The organism is Thalassobaculum sp. OXR-137, from assembly GCF_034377285.1.
GTDB lineage: Bacteria > Pseudomonadota > Alphaproteobacteria > Thalassobaculales > Thalassobaculaceae > Thalassobaculum.
In genome coordinates, this window is record NZ_CP139715.1 from 261,963 (window position 1) to 279,590 (window position 17,628).

The window sequence follows — 17,628 nt, forward strand, 5'->3', positions numbered from 1 at the left end:
ACCCGCGCACCGGCCCCCACGGGGATATCCCCGCGGTACAGAATTTCACGAGAGGAGAGCCACCCATGGCCTTTGAACTTCCCGATCTGCCGTATCCGCACGACGCTCTGGCGCCGGTCATGTCCAAGGAAACCTTGGAATACCACCACGACAAGCACCACAACGCCTACGTCACCAACGGCAACAAGCTGCTCGAGGGCAGCGGCCTGGAGGGCAAGTCGCTCGAGGAGATCGTCAAGGCCTCCTACGACGGCGGCAAGGGCGGCGGCCTGTTCAACAACGCGGCCCAGCACTGGAACCACGTCGAGTTCTGGAAATGGATGAAGCCGAATGGCGGCGGCGCCATTCCGGGCGAGCTGGAGAAGAAGATCGTCTCCGACTTTGGCAGCGTCGACAAGATGAAGGAGGACTTCATCGCGGCCGGCGTCGGTCAGTTCGGCTCCGGCTGGTGCTGGCTGATCCTCGGCAACGACGGCAAGCTCGCCATCACCAAGACCCCGAACGGCGTGAACCCGCTCGCCACCGGCGAAGGCACCGCCCTGCTCGGCTGCGACGTGTGGGAGCACTCCTACTACATCGACTACCGCAACGCCCGTCCGGACTACGTGAAGGCCTTCGTGAACGATCTGGTCAACTGGGAGCGCGTCGCCGAGATCTTCGGTCAGGCTTCCTGATAGACTAGAACACTCCTTTCTCGCTCATCCCGTTTCGGCAGGCTCGAAAGGGGAGAGCGAGAGGTCAGCGAACTGTCAACAATTGACAGGAAGTCGGCGCCGAAAGTAAAGGTTTGGCGCCGACTTTGCATTTCTGGGAACTGGTGCCGGTCCACTATTACAACGGCACGTCTAGTATGCCCCTCCTCTATTCAACCATTGACAAATCGCAAAGCCTCGACGCGAATCGGGCTTGTTAGCGTTGATGTGAGCGTGCGACAGTTTTTGTGCTGAAATCTGTCCAGGGGCTTGTGGACATGGGGGAAGACGACGGAAACGGCGTCGGCAAAGGGTTCTGGCTGACCCAGGCGGGTCGCGAGGACCGGCATTCCGACGGTGCGGGGGGCGAAGCGGCGATGCTCTTCACCATGCTGCATCATTTCGGCTGGGTGGACGTCGGCATCCAGGCGGACCGTGCGGTCGTCCGACTGAACCCGAGCACCGCCTGCGCGGAGGCCCTGCACGAGCTGCCGCTGCAGCTGGCGCACGAGGCACCGCACACGATGGTCGAGCTGGTGCTGATCGACCAGGACGCCGAGCCCGTCGACATCGCCTTCCTGGAACCGGAGAGCGCCTGCCGCTACCTCGACGCGGTGACCAGCGCCCGTGGCGCCGAGCTCGGCGAGGACCAGTCGGTCTGGGGCTCGGAAGCCTTCCCGATGCCCCTCCCCTACGAGCTGTCGGAAACCCTGCGCTACCCGCTGACCGCACCGATGGTGCAGGATCCGGACGAACAGCGTCACGTGGACGAGGAACGGTTCGCCCGCAGCCTCACCATGGCCGAGTGGCTGGCGCCGGTTAACACGGCGGATTCCCTGAAGGACCGGCGGCTGGTCGACCGCACCCCCGAGATGGTCAGTTTCGCCCTGCGCTCGCTCGGCTGGGTCGGCATCAAGCGCAAGTGGAGCCTGCACGGGCAGTCGTTCCGCAGCTCAGTGCCGGAAGTGGTCGCCCTCGACCCGATGGCGATCCGGCGCGAGGCGCTGAACCAGCTCGTCGCCCTGTGCGAGGTCTGGGCGCCGATGCCGGGCGAGGTCACCTTCGCCTGGTGGAACGGCATGGCCTGGGTGCGCGAGAAAGGCCGCCCACTGCAACTCGCCGACCGATTGCGCACGATCTGCCGCATCGCCGCCAATGACGAGGCTCTGACCCGCGTCGACAGCGTCGAGGTGCCGATCCAACAGATTCTCGCCTCCGGCCAGGCCTGGGCCGAGGGGCATCCGTTCGCCGTCACCCTGACCCGCTGGCAGGAGGAGCAGGCCGGGGCCGGCGCCGGCGAGACCATGCTGCGCGACCTGGAGCGGCTGGGGCTGTTCCAGACCCGCACCAAGCTTCTGATCGTCGATGCCAACGAAGACCTGAGGATCGCCCGCTACGCGCCGGGCCGGGTGACGGTCTGGGACGACCGCGCGAACCGGGCCATGGAAGGCTCGCGCCTGATCGACGTGCCGGACCGCGGCCTCGGCCTGTGCGTCCAGCGCGACCTGCGCGCCGTGCAGCGCCGGCGCGAGCCCGTCCTGCACCGCTGCAACGGCGTGGTCGCGGCCAGCGACGGCCTGCAGGTCGTCCAATGGTCTCGGCTCACCGTGCCTCTGTTCATGGCCAGCAACGGCGAGGAACGGGTCAGCGCGCTCCTGTCGACCTGCGAGTTGGAGCACGCCTCCCCGATCTGAGGGCGTCCGGGCCGACGGCCCGCTCAGCCACCGTCCTTAACCACCGCCCTCAGCCACCCTGGACAAGCCGGACCGGCACGACGGCCGGCTCGGCCGCCGCGGCGACCAGCGGCTGCGCATCCGGCGCCTCGACGAACCGGGTCACATCGGCCACCACCGCCTCCCGGGTTCGCCCCAGCAGCCACATTCGGGAGCGCTCCGGCTTGTGCGGCCGCAGCCAGCGCACCCCGGAATGGGCCTCGTCGAACCGGTACTTGGCGGCATTCTTGGCATAGACCTCGTCCTCGGCGATCGACACCATCGGGGCCGCATCCCACCGCGCCAGCGCCAGGGCGCATCCGGCCGTGGTCAGCACCTCGGCCAGCACGGTCCGGCCGCGCCAGGCCGGGGCGAGCCACAGCCCGCCGATATAGGTGCAGCGCCGGCGCACCGCATTGGCATAGGCGTCCGCCTCCTCGCTGAGGACGAAACGCTCGCCGCTCGCCATGTCTTGTGCCGGCGTGCGGTAGAAGAAGGACAGGGTCGACAGCCAGTCGCCGAGGGTCCGCTGCCCGAGGTCGAAGAGCCGGATGGCGAAGGTGGCGATCCGCTCCGACGACGCGTCGTGGACGCTCATCCAGACGGCGTGGCCGCGCGGGAACGGCACGGCGGCGGGATTGAAGGCGTTCGGCATAAACTTGCCGGTCTCCCGGCAGACCGCGTCGAAGCCGCTCATGTCGTCCTCGACCGCGACCTGCAGCCCGTAGCGGTTGAGCTGCGCGTTCAACCGCAGGAAATACTCCGCGAACAGATCCTTCTCCGGCAGGGCGAGAGAGCCGACGTTTGTCAGCAGCCTGTTCCTGTACGCTATTGTCATCATGGGTCGATCTCCATCCCTGATAGCCCGAGTTAAGTAAAGATGAACACGCGAATAACGTGTATGTCTTTGCGGATTATCCAGCGACTCGGTGAACTTTCGCGAGTCGCGCCGGGGAGCGCGTCGGCCTATAGAAGCAGCGACGAACCGAATCGGATGCCCCGCATGCAGCGCCCGCCGACCCAGCCCGATGCCGCCCCCCGGCCCGCCGTCTTTCTCGACCGGGACGGGGTGCTGAACGTCGACACCGGCTACGCCCACCGCGCCGACCAGATCGCCTGGGTGCCCGGCGCGCCCGAGGCGGTCGCCCGGATGAACGCGGCCGGTTTCCGGGTCTTCGTCGTCACCAACCAGGCGGGAATCGCCCGCGGGCTGTACGGCTGCGACGACGTGGAGGACCTGCACCGCTGGATGGCGCAGGAATTGCGGGAAAGGGGCGCGCGGATCGACGACTGGCGCTACAGCCCGCACCACCCGCTGCACCAGCCGGAGCGCTTCGCCGACAAGGCCGACTGGCGCAAGCCGGCGCCGGGCATGCTGCTGGACCTGATGGCGGCCTGGCCGGTGGACCGGACCGCCTCGTTCATGATCGGCGACCGGCAGACCGACATGGAGGCCGCCGCTGCCGCCGGCATCGACGGCTACCTGTTCGAGGCGGGCAATCTGGACACGTTCGTAGCCGACATTCTGAGACGTCGGGCCGGCCGGTAGGCCCTGGACCGGCGAGCCCGCCCGATGGGTCGGCCCCGCCCCTCAAAATCGCTTCAAAGAAGTCAAAAATTTTATTAAAAAATTAATTCCCTATCTGCATTTTGGGCGCGCGTTCCTCGGGCCCACTCCATCCAGCGTATCTTGTCATGAATCGCTCTGCGCTCTTCGCCGTCGTCCTGGTCCTGCTTAGCCACGCGGCGGCGGCTGCGGATCGCGGGCCGGGCTATTACGAGGCGGTCATCCACTACTGCTATGGGGGCGGTCTCGCCGATCGGATCGGCCGCGATCCGTCGAGTCGGTCGATGGTCGGCGCCACCAACCAGAAGGCCGCCCTGGCGGATCTCCGCGACGCCCTCAAACGCGGCGAGAGAGCGGTCACCGCCCTGTGCGCCGCCACCTACTACCAGGCGATCGCCAAGGGCTACGTGACCGAGATTCGGGAGACCAAGAGCGAGTGACCGCGACTCAGACCTCCAGCCATTCCCGGCGCACCTGATCGTCGGCGGCGAATTCGGCCGGCGTTCCCTCGAAGACCAGATGCCCGTGGCCCATCACCAGCAGACGGTGGGAGATCTTCAGGGCGATGGTCAGCTTCTGCTCGACCAGCAGAATGGAGATGCCGCGCCGGGCGATCTCCTCGAGCAGCACCGCCACCTTCTCCACCATCTGCGGACTCAGCCCCTCGGTCGGCTCGTCCACCATGACCAGGTCCGGGTCGCCCATCAGGGTGCGGCACATGGTCAGCATCTGCTGCTCGCCGCCCGACAGGGCGCCGGCCGCCACATCCGCCCGCTCCTTCAGGTTGGAGAACAGGTCGAACATGTCGTCCATCGACCAGCGGTCGTCCGGCCGCGGCTTGCTCGACTTCATGCCGAGGATCAGGTTCTGCCGCACCGTGAGCGTTGGGAAGATGTCCCGGTTCTCCGGCACATAGCCGATGCCGAGATGGGCCACCTCGTGCGGCTTCTTTCCGGCGATCTCCTGGCCGCGCAGGCGGATCGAGCCGACCGGCGGGACCTCGCCCATGATCGCCTTGCAGGTGGTGCTGCGCCCGACGCCGTTGCGGCCGAGCAGGCTGACGATCTCGCCCTCGCCCACCTGGAAGCTGACGCCCTGCAGGATGTGGCTCTTGCCGTAATAGGCATGGAGGTCGGTGACCTGGAGCATCAGTGAACCTCCCCGCCCGCGGCGTCGACCGTGCCGAGATAGGCCTCCTGCACCGCCTTGCTGGCCCGCACCTCCTCCGGCGTACCGGTGGCGATGATCTCGCCATAGACCAGCACCGAGATCCGGTCGGCCAGGTTGAAGACCACGCCCATGTCATGCTCGACCATGACCAGGGTGCGCCCTTCGGTGACCCGGCGGATCAGCTCGACCACGCCCTCGGTCTCGCTGTGGCTCATGCCGGCGGTCGGCTCGTCCAGCATGATGACCTCGGCCCCGCCGGCGATGGTGATGCCGATCTCCAGCGCCCGCTGTTCGGCATAGGCGAGCACGCCCGCCGGCAGGTCGCAGCGCTCCAGCAGGCCGATCTCGTCCAGGATCTGGGCCGCCCGCTCGTTCAGCTCCCGCTCGGTATCGACCAGCCGCCAGAAGCTGTTGCGGTAGTCCATGGACCAGAGCAGGCCGCAGCGCACGTTCTCGAACACGCTGAGCCGCGGGAAGATGTTGGTGATCTGGAACGACCGGCTGAGCCCCATGCGGTTGATCTGATAGGGCTGAAGCTCCGTCACCTCGGTGCCGTTCAGCAGGATGCGGCCGGCGGTCTTGGAGTATTTGCCGCTGATCAGGTGGAACAGGGTCGACTTGCCGGCCCCGTTCGGCCCGATGATCGCGTGGCGCTCTCCGGCCCGGATCTCCAGGTCGATGCCGCGGATGATCTCGGTGGGACCGAAGCTCTTGCGCACCCCCTGCATCTGAAGCGCGGCCGTCATGACACGCCTCCCGTGTGGCCGGTGGCCCGGGCGAAGGCTTCGCGCAGGCGCGGGGCGAGGCGGATCAGGGCGTATCCGCCGCCGCAGGCCAGCGCCAGGGCTACAACCCAGGGCAGGATCGTGGAGACGTCCAGGGTCAGCCCGAAGACATGGGCCTCGCTCTCGCCGACGACGCTCTGGTTGGCGACGTTGCCCATCTCCAGCAGCAGCACCACGCCGGCCAGGAAGGCGAGCAGCGGGCCCAGGGCGACGGCATAGGCGCGCGCCAGCATGCCGAGCCTACCCATGCGGAGCGCCGGGCCGTGCATCGCCACCAGCCCGGTGAGGCCGCGCGGCGCGTACATCACGGTCAGCACGAACAGGATGCCGACATAGAGCTGCCAGAGCTCGGTGTGGTTGGACAGTACGGTCTGCAGCAGGGTCAGCACGATGGCGCCGACGATCGGCCCGACGAAGAAGCCGACCCCGCCGATGAAGGCCATCAGCAGCACCCAGCCGGAGGTCACCAGGTTGAGGTTCTCCTCGGTCAGGATTTCGTAGTTGATGGCGAACAGCCCGCCCGCCATGCCGGCGAAGAAGCCCGAGGCGCAGAACGAGACGAAGCGGACATAGCGCTGGCTGTAGCCGACGAATTCGGCCCGCTCCTCGTTGTCGCGTACCGCATTGGCCATGCGGCCCGCCGGGGTGCGGGAGAACAGGTACATGAACAGCGCCGCGATCATCACGATGCCGGCAATGAGGTAATAGACCTCCACCTCGCTCAGGAATTCGGTGCCGAACACCGGCGGGCCCATGGTGCGGTCGCCGCTCACCCCCTCCTCGCCGCCGAAAAAGGCGACGAAGATGATCGAGCAGGCGGCCACCAGCTCGCCCACGCCGAGCGAGATCATGGCGAAGACCGTGCCGGCCCGGCGGGTGGAGAAGCTGCCGATCGGAATGGCGAAGGCGAGGCCGAACAGCCCGCCCACGAAGGGCAGCAGCGGCAGCGGCAGCCACCAGCCGTCGTACTCCACGTAGTTCATCACATGGACCGACAGGAAGCCGCCCAGGCCGAAATAGACCGCGTGGCCGAAGGACAGCATCCCGCCCTGGCCCAGCAGCATGTTGTAGCTGAGGGCGAAGACGATGGAGATGCCCATCTGGTTCATGATCGTCACGCCGACCGCTGAGGAGAACAGCAGCGGCATGATCATCAGGATGACGAAGGCGCCGCCCCAGACCGGCAGGGTCCGGGTGAAGGCGCCGCGGCGCATCTGCTCCTCGGCGACCCGCTTCCAGGCCGGCTCCGCCCCCGCCGCCGCGGCAGAGCGCGCGGCCGCGGCGGATCTCGTGTCGGTCGCGCTCATGTCTCGCGTTTCCCCATGAGCCCTCGCGGGCGGAAGATCAGGATCAGGATCAGCAGGATGTAGGGCAGGATCGGCGCCACCTGCGGCAGCGACAGGCTCCACAGGTCCCGCAGGGCGTGGTCGGAGTCGAAGCTGACGCCCATGAGGTCGAGCAGGTCGCTGACCGACCAGTCGAGCGCGATGGCGAAGGTCTGCAGCCAGCCGATCAGCAGCGAGGCGACGAAGGCGCCGGGCAGCGAGCCGAGCCCGCCCACGACGATCACCACGAAGACGATCGAGCCGAGCACGAAGGCCATCCCCGGGAAGGTGCCCAGGGCCGGACCGGCGATCACCCCGGCGAGCCCGGCCAGGGCCGAGCCGACGCCGAACACGCCCATGAACACCAGCGGCACGTTATGGCCGAGATTGGAGACGGTGTGCGGATGGGTGATCGCCGCCTGGATGATCAGCCCGACCCGCGACTTGCTGAGCACGGTGAACAGGCCGATGAAGATGCCGACCGAGATCAGGATCATGAAGGCCTTGTAGGCCGGGAAATTCTGGCCGTAGAGCGTGAACAGCGGGAACTGAAGCAGCTCGGGCGCGGAATAATCCTTGGTCGCCTTGCCCCAGAAGAACTGGACGATCTCCTCGATGAGGAAGGCGAGACCGAAGGTGAAGATCAGCTCGGCCACATGCCCGTGCCTGTGCACGTGGCGCAGGCCGTAGCGCTCGACCAGCGCGCCGGCGACACCGACCAGCAGCGGGGCGACGATCAGCCCGGGCCAGAAGCCCACATAGGTGGAGATCGTGTAGGCGAAATAGGCGCCGAGCATATAGAAGCTGGCATGGGCGAAGTTCAGCACGCCCATCATGCTGAAGATCAGCGTGAGCCCGCTCGACAGCATGAACAGCAGCAGGCCCGTGACCAGCCCGTTCAGCAGGGAAAAGATCACCAGTTCGAACATACGGACATCCCGTCATCTGGCAGATGCGATACCCGGCGCCGGACCCGCCCTGTCGGGCGGATCCGGTACCGGTGGGATCGTCCGGATCAGGCGTCCGGCCGTTCCATCTGGCAACTGGTCGGGCTGTCCTTGCCCGCCATGGTGACGGTCTTCTCGTTCACCAGGCCGTAGCCGGAATTGTCGGCGTCGACCTCGATGTTCTTGTTGGTGTGCACCGAGATGTGGACGTCCTGGATGATCTGGTGGTCGGAGGGGCGCATCCAGGCCTTGCCGCCCATGATGGTGTCGTACTCCATGCCCTCCAGCGCATAGGCCACCTTCACCGGGTCGGCCGAGCCGGCCTTCTCGATCGCCTTGGCCAGCATGTCGATGGTGTTGAAGATGCGCGGCTGGTTGATGTCGTTGTCCGGGTACTTCGCCTTGAAGCCGTCGTTCAGCTTCTTGAATTCCGGCGTCGGCGGGTTGAGCGTACCTTCGCGCACCGACCGGATGATGCCCTCGCCGAGTTCGCCGAAGGTCGCGGTGATGCCGTCATGGGCGCCGTAGTAGGTGTAGATCGGCGCATCGACGCCGGCCTCGATGATCGCCTTGCCGAGGCCGACCATGTCCGCACCCCAGTTGCCGGTGATCACCGCCTGGGCGCCGGACGCCTTGATCTTGGTGGCGTAGGGGGTGAAGTCCTTCACCTTGCCGATCGGGTGCAGCTCGTTGCCGACGATCTCGATGTCCGACCGCTTCTCACCGAGCATCTTCACCGCCGCGTCGGCGACGGCCTTACCGAAGCTGTAGTCCTGACCGATGATGTAGACCTTCTTGATGTCCTGGTTCTCGACGATGGCGTCGGTCAGCGCGTCCATCTTGATGTCGGCATTGGCGTCGAAGCGGAAGTGCCAGAAGTTACACTTCTCGTTGGTCAGCGCCGGGTCGACCGCTGAGTAGTTCAGGAACAGAACGCGCTCCTCGGGATTGCGCTTGTTGTGCTTCTCGATCGCGTCGGTCAGCGCGTTCGCCACGCCCGACGAGTTCCCCTGCACCACGAAATGGATGCCGTCGCTGATCGCCCGCTTGAGCTGGATCAGGCTTTCCTTCGGGCTGATCTGGTTGTCGAGCGGCACGATCTCGAACTTCCGGCCGTCGAGCACGCCGCCCTTCTCGTTCACCAGCGCCTCGGCGGCGAACTCGAAGGACCGAAGGCCGGACTCGCCGGTGGTGGCGAACGGGCCGGACAGCGGGTCGATGAAGGCGATCTTGATGGGGTCTGCGGCCTGCGCTCCGGCGGACACCGCCAGCGCGAGACCCATCGCGGCGGCAAAGGCCGCCCTACGGGTAACCGTCATGTATTCCTCCCTTTGGAACCGGTCGGTCACCGCTTATTGGCTGCAGCGATCCGCCGTCGAAGAAAGCATGGCGGGTGGCGAGGGTCGCGGTCAAGCGCAGCGGACCCGGGAGTATGCGATTGCGATTCGCGCTATGCGCGATCCGCAACGGGGATCGGTTCGACGCAGGGTCGAAGGCGAAAAAATATGCGGTTTTCAAGGGGGAGTGGCGCGCCCGGGAAGATTCGAACTCCCAACCTCCTGATCCGTAGTCAGGTGCTCTATCCAGTTGAGCTACGGGCGCCATTTCGTGGGGTGCCCCCCGCGAAGGAGGCGCAACCTACTCAAACACCCGACGCTTGGCAAGAGCCCTGATGCGAAAATCCACGAGGCAAAAGAACTTGTTCGGATTCCGTGGTTTAAGTAGTATCTCCGCAGTGATTTGTGAGCGGGGTCGTTGGATAAAAGCCGATGGAAATCTCGGAAGAGACGGCTCTTGGCTCCTAACGCCGCGTATCGCATCATGGACGCGCCCGGTCGCTTGGGGGGCGGCACGCGTTCTTCGGGGGTCCGGGTTGGGATTTAAAAGGGATGACGCGGTGATCGAATCATTCGACTCCATGCGCCGCCTGGCCGTTATCGGCGTCGGCGTACTCGCCCTTGCGGGGTGTTCGTTCAGCAGTGATTCGCTGTGGCCGTCTCTGACCGGCGAGGCGCCCAGCGCCGATGCGCCGCCAGCAGCAAGCGTCGCCATTCAGCCGTCTGCGGGCGAACGCGCGGGCTCACCGCTGGTCGGCGGCCCGCCGCCGCTGGGCAACACCAATTTCGAGGTTCGACCCCCCGCCACGATGCAGCCCACGGGCACGTTTGTCGGCGAGAAGGTTATTCAACTGCGAGGCGACCTGGTCCGGTTGCAGGACAGCATCCGGGGCCATAACGGCAGCCTGCAGTCCCTGCGCGCCACCACCGCCCAGAACGCGCTGAACTACCACCAGACGGTGGCGGGCATCGAATCCCGCCTGCAGGTCGGCACCACGCCGGGCAACCCGCAGCTCGTCGACCAGTGGAACAGCGCCCAGCGCCAGTTGGAGCAGGTCAACACCGACATCTCCAACATGAACGCCCTGGCCAACCGGGTTTCCTCCGACGCGGCCCTGTCGACCTATCTGCTGGAATCCGTGCGCGCCGCCTATGGCCTGTCCGGCGCCGTGGAGGCCGACCACGAGCAGCTCGCGGTGCTGGAGGACGACACCAACCAGACCGTCGTGCTGATCGACCGCCTGCTGACCGAGCTGAGCGACGACATCCGCCGCCAGAGCTCCTATGCCGCGAACGAGCGCAACGACCTGAACACCATGGCCGTGGCGATCAAGAACGGCGAGCTGTTCGGGACCAGCCTGGCCAACCGGTCCTTCGGCGGCACCTCGCCCCAGGCCTCGATGGCCGGCGGCGCCAGCTTCCCCGCCCCGGCCAGCATGGGCACGGCCGGCCGGCGTCCGCTCGTGGTGATCCGCTTCGACCGGCCGGGCGTCGAATACGAACAGCCGCTCTACAGCGCCGTCCGCCGCGCGCTGGAGACCCGGCCGGAAGCGATCTTCGACGTGATCGCGGTCAGCCCGCAATCCGCCAACCAGGGCCGCAACGCGCTCGACGCCAACCAGGCCAAGCGCAATGCCCAGACCGTGTTCCGCAGCCTGCAGGAGATGGGTCTGCCGCCGGGCCGGGTCGCCCTGTCGGCCCAGTCGGCGCCGGATGCGCGTTCCAACGAGGTCCGCATCTACGTGCGCTGAGCGACAGCCATCCAAGAGACGACGCCAGGGGCGGCCGGAGATCGATCCGAGCCGCCCCTGCTCTTTTCGGCGCCTGCTCTTTTTCACCCCCGTGATCCGGCCCGTCGGTCGCGCGCGTAGAGAGCGGTGGAGGTGCCCCATGATCCGGACCGTTCTCCGCCTGCCCCGAACGATCGCCGCGATGCTGCTCGCCCTCGGCCTGCTCGGCGCGCCGGCCGCCGCCCAGACCGCCGAGGAGGCCGCCGCCTTCCGCGGCGTCATCTCGGCCCAGGTCGATGCCTTCCGCGCCGACGCCTGGGACCGGGCCTTTTCCTACGCATCGCCCAATATCCGCACGATGTTCGGCACTGCCGAGCGGTTCCGCGACATGGTCACCGGCGGCTACGAGGCGGTCGCCCGCCCGCAGGTCTTCGAGTTCGAGGACGCAACCCTCCTCGACGGCCGGCCGACCCAGCCGGTCTTCGTCATCGGCCCCGACGGCATCGCGCGCCGGGCGCTGTACTTCATGGAGCAGCAGCCGGACGGGAGCTGGAAGATCGACGGGGTCGTGCTCGAAACCCTGCCCGACCGCACCACCTGAGGCCGCACGACCTGCGCCTGTGCATTGCCACCGCCTTGCGGGGCGGCTATAGCCGGACCATCAAAGCGGCGCGTGGAGGCGGTCACCCATGAATGCGAGCAAGAACGACGAACTGCGTCGCACCTTTCCGGTTTCCTGGGAGGAGCTGCACCGCACCGGCCGGGCGCTCGCCTGGCGGCTGCTGGATATCGGTCCGTTCGAAGGGATCATCGGCATCACCCGCGGCGGGCTGGTACCGGCGGCCATCGTCGCCCGCGAGCTGGAACTGCGGATGATCGACACCATCGGCGTGTCCAGCTATGCCGGCTATAACGGTCCGCGCGGCGAGCTGAAGATGGTCAAGCCGCCGTCCATGACCACCGACGGCGAAGGCTGGCTGATCGTCGACGATCTGGTCGATACCGGCGAGACCGCCAAGGTGGTGCGCGCCATGCTGCCCAAGGCGCATTTCGCCACGATCTACGCCAAACCCGCCGGCCGTCCCCTGGTCGACACCTTCGTCACCGAGGTCAGCCAGGATACCTGGATCTATTTCCCCTGGGATCTCGAGCCGCGGCCGGTCGACCCGATCATCGGTCTGCGTCCGGCGACCTGACCGGCACGCTGTCGACGAACCGGATGTCGCCGATCCGCACGGCGACGAAGACCCGGGCCGGCGCGCCGGCCCGCTCCACGGGCTCCAATGTCCGAGGGTGGCGGATCTCCAGATAGTCGACCCCGTCGAAGGCGGCGTCGGTCAGGGCGTCCAGGCCCCAGGCGACCTCGCCGGCCGGGGTGCTGACCCCGTCGGCGAGACGGCCCGTCATGCGCCCCAGGATCCGGCTGAGGCTGGCCACCCGCTCGCGCCCGGCCTCGTCCAGCCGGTCGATCTCGGCCACCGGGGTGATGCCGCCGGGGCCGCGGGCCGCATCGACGACGCGGATCAGCGGCGCGCCGTCGCGCCCGGACAGCCGCGCGGCCAGGACGCAGGCCCGCTGAAAAACCGCACCGCTCTGATACAGCCGGTCCGGTGCCACCAGTTCCACCAGCCGCTCGATCTTGCCCACCGCCTCGGTCAGCGCGTCCCGGGCGAACAGGCCCTCCATGGAGGCGGCGAACTCGGGCAGGTCGTCCACCGGCACCGGCTCGATCTCCATCGATGCCGCGTACAGGACGTCGGCCCCGTTGCGCGACAGCAGCGTCCGGCCGACCGGATCGGTCAGCACATCGGCCTTCGGCCCCGCCGCCACCAGCACCCGGTCGCATTCCCGCGCCGCCAGCGCCAGCAGCACCAGGTGGCCCACATGGGCCTCGCCCAGGACCGGAACGAGGCCGATCGAACAGGAATCCTCACGCCATTCGGTGAGATAGCCGGTCAGCGTATCGATCTCGGAGACGACCTCAATATCGGCGTCCTCGCCGCCGTCCAGGTTGAAGGACAGCGCCGGGTCGTACGGGCCGACCCGGTCGTTGCCCAATTTTCCAACCCGTTTCGACATAGGCAATCACCAATGGTCCTGTCATTCCGGTCCGACGCCCCGGTCCCGCGCCCCGGTACAGCGCCCGGAAACCGCAGAGCGCAGACCTCCCGTTCCGGTCCGGAGACGACGGTCACGACGACGGTCACCCTGCGGCAGGAGAATTATGTCCGACGCATTCTCGCAGCCCTAAGCCGCTCGACCCCGTCCGCCATTGCCGGTCCGAAGCCACGCCAAACCCGCCCGATTCGGCCAAAGGCTACACCGCACACGCATTTTCCGGCAAAGCAAAATCTACTGCGCCGGCAGCGCGGGCCGGCCGGCGCGGCGATCCCGTCACCCGGCGCTCTGCACCGGCAGGTTCATCCGGAAGGTCGAGCCGTCGGAGCCGGTGCGCTCCAGGGTCAGGCTGCCGCCATGGGCCTGCACCAGATCGCGGGCGATGGTCAGACCGAGGCCGGTCCCGTCGCGCCGGGTGGAGAACTGGAACGGCTGGAACAGCCTGCCGCGTCCCTCCTCGGGGATGCCGGGGCCGTTGTCGGCGAGGTCCACCAGCAGGCGGCCGCCCTCCTCCCGCACGGTCACGCGCAGGGTATCTGCCCCCGCATTGACGGCGTTGGAGGCGATGTTGGACAGCGCCCGGTACATCTGGTCGCGATCCGCCTGGATGACGACGTCGCCGGTCTGGTCCAGGTGCACCTGGATCTCCCTGCCCTGCACCGGGGCCAGATCGGCCCGCAGGTCGGCGATCAGGTCGGCGAGCCGCAGCGGCGCCAGCTTCAGCGGTGGCGTCTCCCGCGTGAAGTTGAGCGTGGTCGAGCACAGAGCCACCGCCCGGTCGATCGCCTTGACCAGGGTCGGCGTCACCTTCTGCACGTCCGGGTCCTGGCTCATGGCCAGCCGGTCGGAGATCAGGGTCGCGGTCGACAGCATGTTGCGCAGGTCGTGGCTGATCTTGCTGACCGCCGTGCCCAGGGCCGCGAGCCGGGTGCGCTGGCGCAGGGCGGCGCGCATCTCCTCCTTCATCAGCCCGAGTTCGCGCAGGGCCACGCCGATCTCGTCGCGCCGGCCGCGGTCGTCGAGATCGGTGCTGCGGTCCTCGGGCCGCTTGCGGAAGGCGACGAGGCTCTCGGTAATGCGCTGCAGCGGCCGCACCAGCAGCCAGCGCAGGCTGACGAAGACCAGGGCGGCGGTGAAGACCGAGATCAGCACCGACAGGGTCAGGATGCGCCAGGAGAAGTCGTACATCACCTCGCGCAGCGGAAACTCGTCGATGGTGATGCTGACCGTGCTCGCCGGGTCCATCGGCGCCGGACCGGTCACCCGCAGGATCCGGTTGCCGGTCTGGAACAGGGCGTCGAAGGCGTCAACCACCAGCTCGACCGGCATGGGATCGTAGAGCGAGACCTCGACTTCGCCCGTCGGGAACATCGGCCGGCTCAGGGATTTGCGGGAGCCTTCCGCGCCGGTGACCACGATCTCGTAGGCGCCGACATGGTCGAGCAGTTCGAAGGTCAGTTCCTGGCTGATCACCCGGTCGGGCGAGCCGTCGATGGTGAGCGCGGCCAGATGCGCCTTGTCCAGCTTCTCGGTCAGATAGGTCAGCCGGAAGCGGGCGATCGACGGGGTGTAGATCAGCACTTCGGAGACCATCACGAAGAAGATGGTCAGGCAGAGAAGCCGAAAGGAGAGCGACCGCATCGTCCGATCCGTCGGGTGCTCAGGCGAAGCGCATCAGGAACCGCACGATGCGCCGGGTGCGCGCGGAGAACAGCTTGGGCACATACCAGCTTCCCGCCGCCCGCTTCACCACCTCGGTGCGGGTGGGGTACGGGACCACGAGGCCGGCGATGTCGGACACCTTCAGCTTCTTGGCAATCGCCAGGGTGTATAGCGAGACGATCTCTCCGGCCCCCGTGCCGACCACGACGGCTCCCAGAATACGACCCTTTGGCGAGACGTAAAGTTTGGTGAAGCCCTCCACCTCCCGCTCGGCGACCGCGCGGTCGTTTTCGGCGAAGGGCCAGCGCAGGACCTCGAAGGCGTCTCCGCGCCCGCGCAGCGCCGCCTCGTCGTCGCCGACGCTGGCCAGTTCCGGCGCGGTATAGGTCACCCGGGGCAGCGCGATCTCGGCCTTGGCCGGCAGGCGGAACAGGGCATTGCGGATGACGATGCCCGCATGGAAGCCGGCGAGATGGGTGAACTGGGCTCCGCCCGCCGCATCGCCCACGGCGAAGACCCGGCGATTGGTGGTGCGCAGCCGGCGGTCCAGCTTGAGGCGGCCGCGCTCGTCGGTCTCGATCCCGGCCCGGCTCAGATCCAGCCCTTCGAACCCGACGCGCCGTCCGACCGCCACCAGCAGGTGACTGCCGCTCAGCACGCCCTCGCCCGCGTCGGACCGCACCGTCAGCTCGATCCCGTCGGCGGACGGGCCGGCATGGATCGCCGCCGTGCCCTCGTGGATCTCGACCCCGTCGCGCCGTAGGGCCAGGCGCACCACCTCGGCCGCCTCCTGGTCCTCGACGCCGAGCAGCGACTTCGCCTCCACCAGCACCACCTCGCAGCCGAGCCGCGCGTGCGCCTGGGCCAGTTCGCAGCCGATGGGGCCGCCGCCCAGCACCAGCAGCCGGCGCGGCCGCGTCTCCAGGTCGAACACCGTCTCGTTGGTCAGGAAGGGCACGCTGTCCAGCCCGGGGATCGGCGGCACGGCCGGGGTCGAGCCGGTGCCGATGACCACGAACTTGGCCTCCACCCGCACCCCGCCGCCTTCCACGGCGCGGGGACCGGTGAACCGGGCCTCGGCCTGGACGACGCGGACGCCGAAACCGCTGTAGCGGGCGACGGAGTCCATCGGGGCGATCTCGGCGATCACGCCGCGGACGTGGTCGCGCACCCGCGCCCAGTCGACCGAGCGGACCGGCGCGTCGACGCCGAACCGACCGGCGCTGGCCGCGGCATGGGCGGCGTGGCCGGCGGCGAGCAGCGCCTTGGACGGCACGCAGCCGACATTGAGGCAGTCGCCGCCCATCTCGCCCTTCTCGAACAGGACGACGCTGGCGCCCATCTGCGAGGCACCGGCGGCCACCGACAGCCCGCCGGCACCGGCCCCGATGACGCAGATATCGGCCTGGATCGTCTCGGTCATGCTGGGGCTCCTGCGGTCAGATCAAACGCCCACTCGTCACTTCCCGGATTGATTCCGGGGTAAGGCCGGCAGCGGTTTATACCGTCGACATGAAATCGCACGACGCCTGTCTCAGCTTAAAGGCTCGCCCCGGAATAGATCCGGGGAGTGTCCGGGTTGGGAGCGTATCATGCCGTCACGCGGATGACGCGGCCCCGCGGCGCAGGCGCTTATACAGCACCGGGACCAGCGCCAGCAGGGTCAGGCCCGCGATCGGGACTAACACGGTGGGCTCAAGGAAGATCCCCAGGCCCGGCAGCTCGCCCCGGTCGAACACGGTGTCGAGGCCGTTGCCCACCGACACGAAGACGAAGGTCCCGGGCACGATCCCGATGGCGGTGGCGATCAGGAAGACACGCGTCGACACCCCGAGCAGAGCCGGAACGATATTCACCAGCCAGAACGGAAAGATCGGCACCAGCCGCAGCACCAGCAGATAGCTCAGCGCGTTCTCCCGGAATCCGTCCTCGAGCCGGGCGACGAACGGTCCCGCCTTGGCGCGCAGACTGTCGCCGATCGCCGTGCGGGCGGCCAGGAACACCGCCAGCGCCCCGACGGTCGCCGCCAGCACCGTCAGCACAGTGCCCTCCACCAGGCCGAAGACCAGCCCGCCGGTGACCGTCAGCACCAGCCCGACAGGCAGGGAGAAGGCGATGGAGAGCGCATAGGCCGCCGCGTAGCCGAGCCGGCTGACCACCGGGTTCGCCGCCACCCAGTCCTGCAGGACCTCATGGTTCTCGGACACCGCCTGGAACGAGACGAACCGGTCCAGATCGGCGGCGAAGAACGCCACCAGACCGCCCAGCAGCAGGCCGATGGGCAGGAGGCGGCGCAGCGTGACGCCGCTGCCCTCCAAGTCTCCGGAGCTCTCTGTCGCCTGCCGTTCGCTCACGTGGTCCCCGCTTCCCTCAATCCGGTTGGGTTCTCGGCCGGGATGCGATGATGGGGCCGCACACCCGCCCGGCCAAGATGCCCCCTGGCGCCGCCGGCGCCAGTCAACAGGCCGTGAGGAGCCCGTGTACACGGCCGTCGCCCGTTGGCTTGGCGCCATGAGACCCCGGGCAATGGCGCTACCGGCAGAGCCAAACCGGGCGCAAGATCGCCCGTAACAAGACACTGGA

The 17,628-nt window shown here is 67.7% G+C and carries 17 protein-coding genes and 1 tRNA gene; 7 read left to right on the forward strand and 11 right to left on the reverse strand.

From position 1 onward, the window contains the following. Positions 1–65: 65 nt before the first annotated feature. Complete coding sequence (locus T8K17_RS01245; protein ID WP_322332720.1) at positions 66–674, forward strand: superoxide dismutase; 609 nt, start codon at positions 66–68, stop codon at positions 672–674. Between the two features lie 296 nt (positions 675–970). Beyond that, on the forward strand, positions 971–2,386 hold the full coding sequence (locus T8K17_RS01250; RefSeq protein ID WP_322332721.1) for a hypothetical protein: 1,416 nt from the start codon (positions 971–973) through the stop codon (positions 2,384–2,386). A 49-nt stretch (positions 2,387–2,435) separates the two neighbouring features. Here T8K17_RS01250 and T8K17_RS01255 read toward each other — a convergent pair whose 3' ends face one another. Further along, the gene (locus tag T8K17_RS01255; RefSeq protein ID WP_322332722.1) at positions 2,436–3,245 is read right to left on the reverse strand and encodes a hypothetical protein; all 810 of its coding nucleotides are present in this window, start codon (positions 3,243–3,245) and stop codon (positions 2,436–2,438) included. A 162-nt stretch (positions 3,246–3,407) separates the two neighbouring features. Between T8K17_RS01255 and T8K17_RS01260 the strand changes: the two genes are divergently transcribed. Both T8K17_RS01260 and T8K17_RS01265 read left to right on the forward strand, forming a co-directional pair. Beyond that, positions 3,408–3,953 (forward strand): HAD family hydrolase, encoded by a 546-nt coding sequence (locus tag T8K17_RS01260; RefSeq protein WP_322332723.1) that lies wholly within the window; start codon positions 3,408–3,410, stop codon positions 3,951–3,953. 146 nt (positions 3,954–4,099) lie between these two features. Then, positions 4,100–4,411 (forward strand): hypothetical protein, encoded by a 312-nt coding sequence (locus tag T8K17_RS01265; RefSeq protein ID WP_322332724.1) that lies wholly within the window; start codon positions 4,100–4,102, stop codon positions 4,409–4,411. Between the two features lie 7 nt (positions 4,412–4,418). On the opposite strand, the gene T8K17_RS01270 is transcribed toward T8K17_RS01265, so the two are convergent. The 6 genes from T8K17_RS01270 to T8K17_RS01295 all read right to left on the reverse strand — a co-directional run bounded on the left by T8K17_RS01270 (position 4,419) and on the right by T8K17_RS01295 (position 9,800). Further along, complete coding sequence (locus T8K17_RS01270; protein WP_322332725.1) at positions 4,419–5,120, reverse strand: ABC transporter ATP-binding protein; 702 nt, start codon at positions 5,118–5,120, stop codon at positions 4,419–4,421. Beyond that, complete coding sequence (locus T8K17_RS01275; protein WP_322332726.1) at positions 5,120–5,887, reverse strand: ABC transporter ATP-binding protein; 768 nt, start codon at positions 5,885–5,887, stop codon at positions 5,120–5,122. The genes T8K17_RS01270 and T8K17_RS01275 overlap by 1 nt, the downstream gene beginning before the upstream one ends. Next, complete coding sequence (locus T8K17_RS01280) at positions 5,884–7,233, reverse strand: branched-chain amino acid ABC transporter permease (RefSeq protein WP_322332727.1); 1,350 nt, start codon at positions 7,231–7,233, stop codon at positions 5,884–5,886. The genes T8K17_RS01275 and T8K17_RS01280 overlap by 4 nt, the downstream gene beginning before the upstream one ends. Further along, positions 7,230–8,180 (reverse strand): branched-chain amino acid ABC transporter permease, encoded by a 951-nt coding sequence (locus T8K17_RS01285; RefSeq protein WP_322332728.1) that lies wholly within the window; start codon positions 8,178–8,180, stop codon positions 7,230–7,232. Before T8K17_RS01285 ends, T8K17_RS01280 begins: the two co-directional genes overlap by 4 nt. An 86-nt stretch (positions 8,181–8,266) precedes the next feature. Beyond that, positions 8,267–9,517: a branched-chain amino acid ABC transporter substrate-binding protein gene (locus T8K17_RS01290; protein ID WP_322332729.1), complete on the reverse strand. Its 1,251-nt coding sequence runs from the start codon at positions 9,515–9,517 to the stop codon at positions 8,267–8,269. Between the two features lie 206 nt (positions 9,518–9,723). After that, positions 9,724–9,800: transfer RNA gene (locus tag T8K17_RS01295), tRNA-Arg, on the reverse strand. A gap of 295 nt (positions 9,801–10,095) precedes the next feature. Here T8K17_RS01295 and T8K17_RS01300 point away from each other — a divergent pair. From T8K17_RS01300 to gpt, 3 genes are all read left to right on the forward strand, one after another. Next, the gene (locus T8K17_RS01300; protein ID WP_322332730.1) at positions 10,096–11,286 is read left to right on the forward strand and encodes a hypothetical protein; all 1,191 of its coding nucleotides are present in this window, start codon (positions 10,096–10,098) and stop codon (positions 11,284–11,286) included. Between the two features lie 139 nt (positions 11,287–11,425). Further along, entirely contained in the window at positions 11,426–11,866 is a 441-nt protein-coding gene (locus T8K17_RS01305; RefSeq protein WP_322332731.1) for a DUF4864 domain-containing protein, read from the forward strand. An 88-nt stretch (positions 11,867–11,954) separates the two neighbouring features. Further along, on the forward strand, positions 11,955–12,461 hold the full coding sequence (gene gpt, locus T8K17_RS01310) for a xanthine phosphoribosyltransferase (protein WP_322332732.1): 507 nt from the start codon (positions 11,955–11,957) through the stop codon (positions 12,459–12,461). Here the strand turns inward: gpt and T8K17_RS01315 are convergent. The 4 genes from T8K17_RS01315 to T8K17_RS01330 form a co-directional block, all read right to left on the reverse strand. Beyond that, the gene (locus T8K17_RS01315) at positions 12,436–13,344 is read right to left on the reverse strand and encodes a pantoate--beta-alanine ligase (protein WP_322332733.1); all 909 of its coding nucleotides are present in this window, start codon (positions 13,342–13,344) and stop codon (positions 12,436–12,438) included. The genes gpt and T8K17_RS01315 overlap by 26 nt on opposite strands. Positions 13,345–13,659: 315 nt before the next feature. Beyond that, on the reverse strand, positions 13,660–15,024 hold the full coding sequence (locus tag T8K17_RS01320; protein ID WP_322332734.1) for a HAMP domain-containing sensor histidine kinase: 1,365 nt from the start codon (positions 15,022–15,024) through the stop codon (positions 13,660–13,662). A gap of 19 nt (positions 15,025–15,043) precedes the next feature. Then, positions 15,044–16,468 carry a dihydrolipoyl dehydrogenase family protein gene (locus T8K17_RS01325; RefSeq protein ID WP_322332735.1) on the reverse strand — a complete coding sequence of 475 codons (1,425 nt, stop codon included), beginning with the start codon at positions 16,466–16,468 and terminating at the stop codon, positions 15,044–15,046. A gap of 175 nt (positions 16,469–16,643) precedes the next feature. Then, entirely contained in the window at positions 16,644–17,399 is a 756-nt protein-coding gene (locus T8K17_RS01330; RefSeq protein ID WP_322332736.1) for a TVP38/TMEM64 family protein, read from the reverse strand. Positions 17,400–17,628 lie beyond the last annotated feature (229 nt).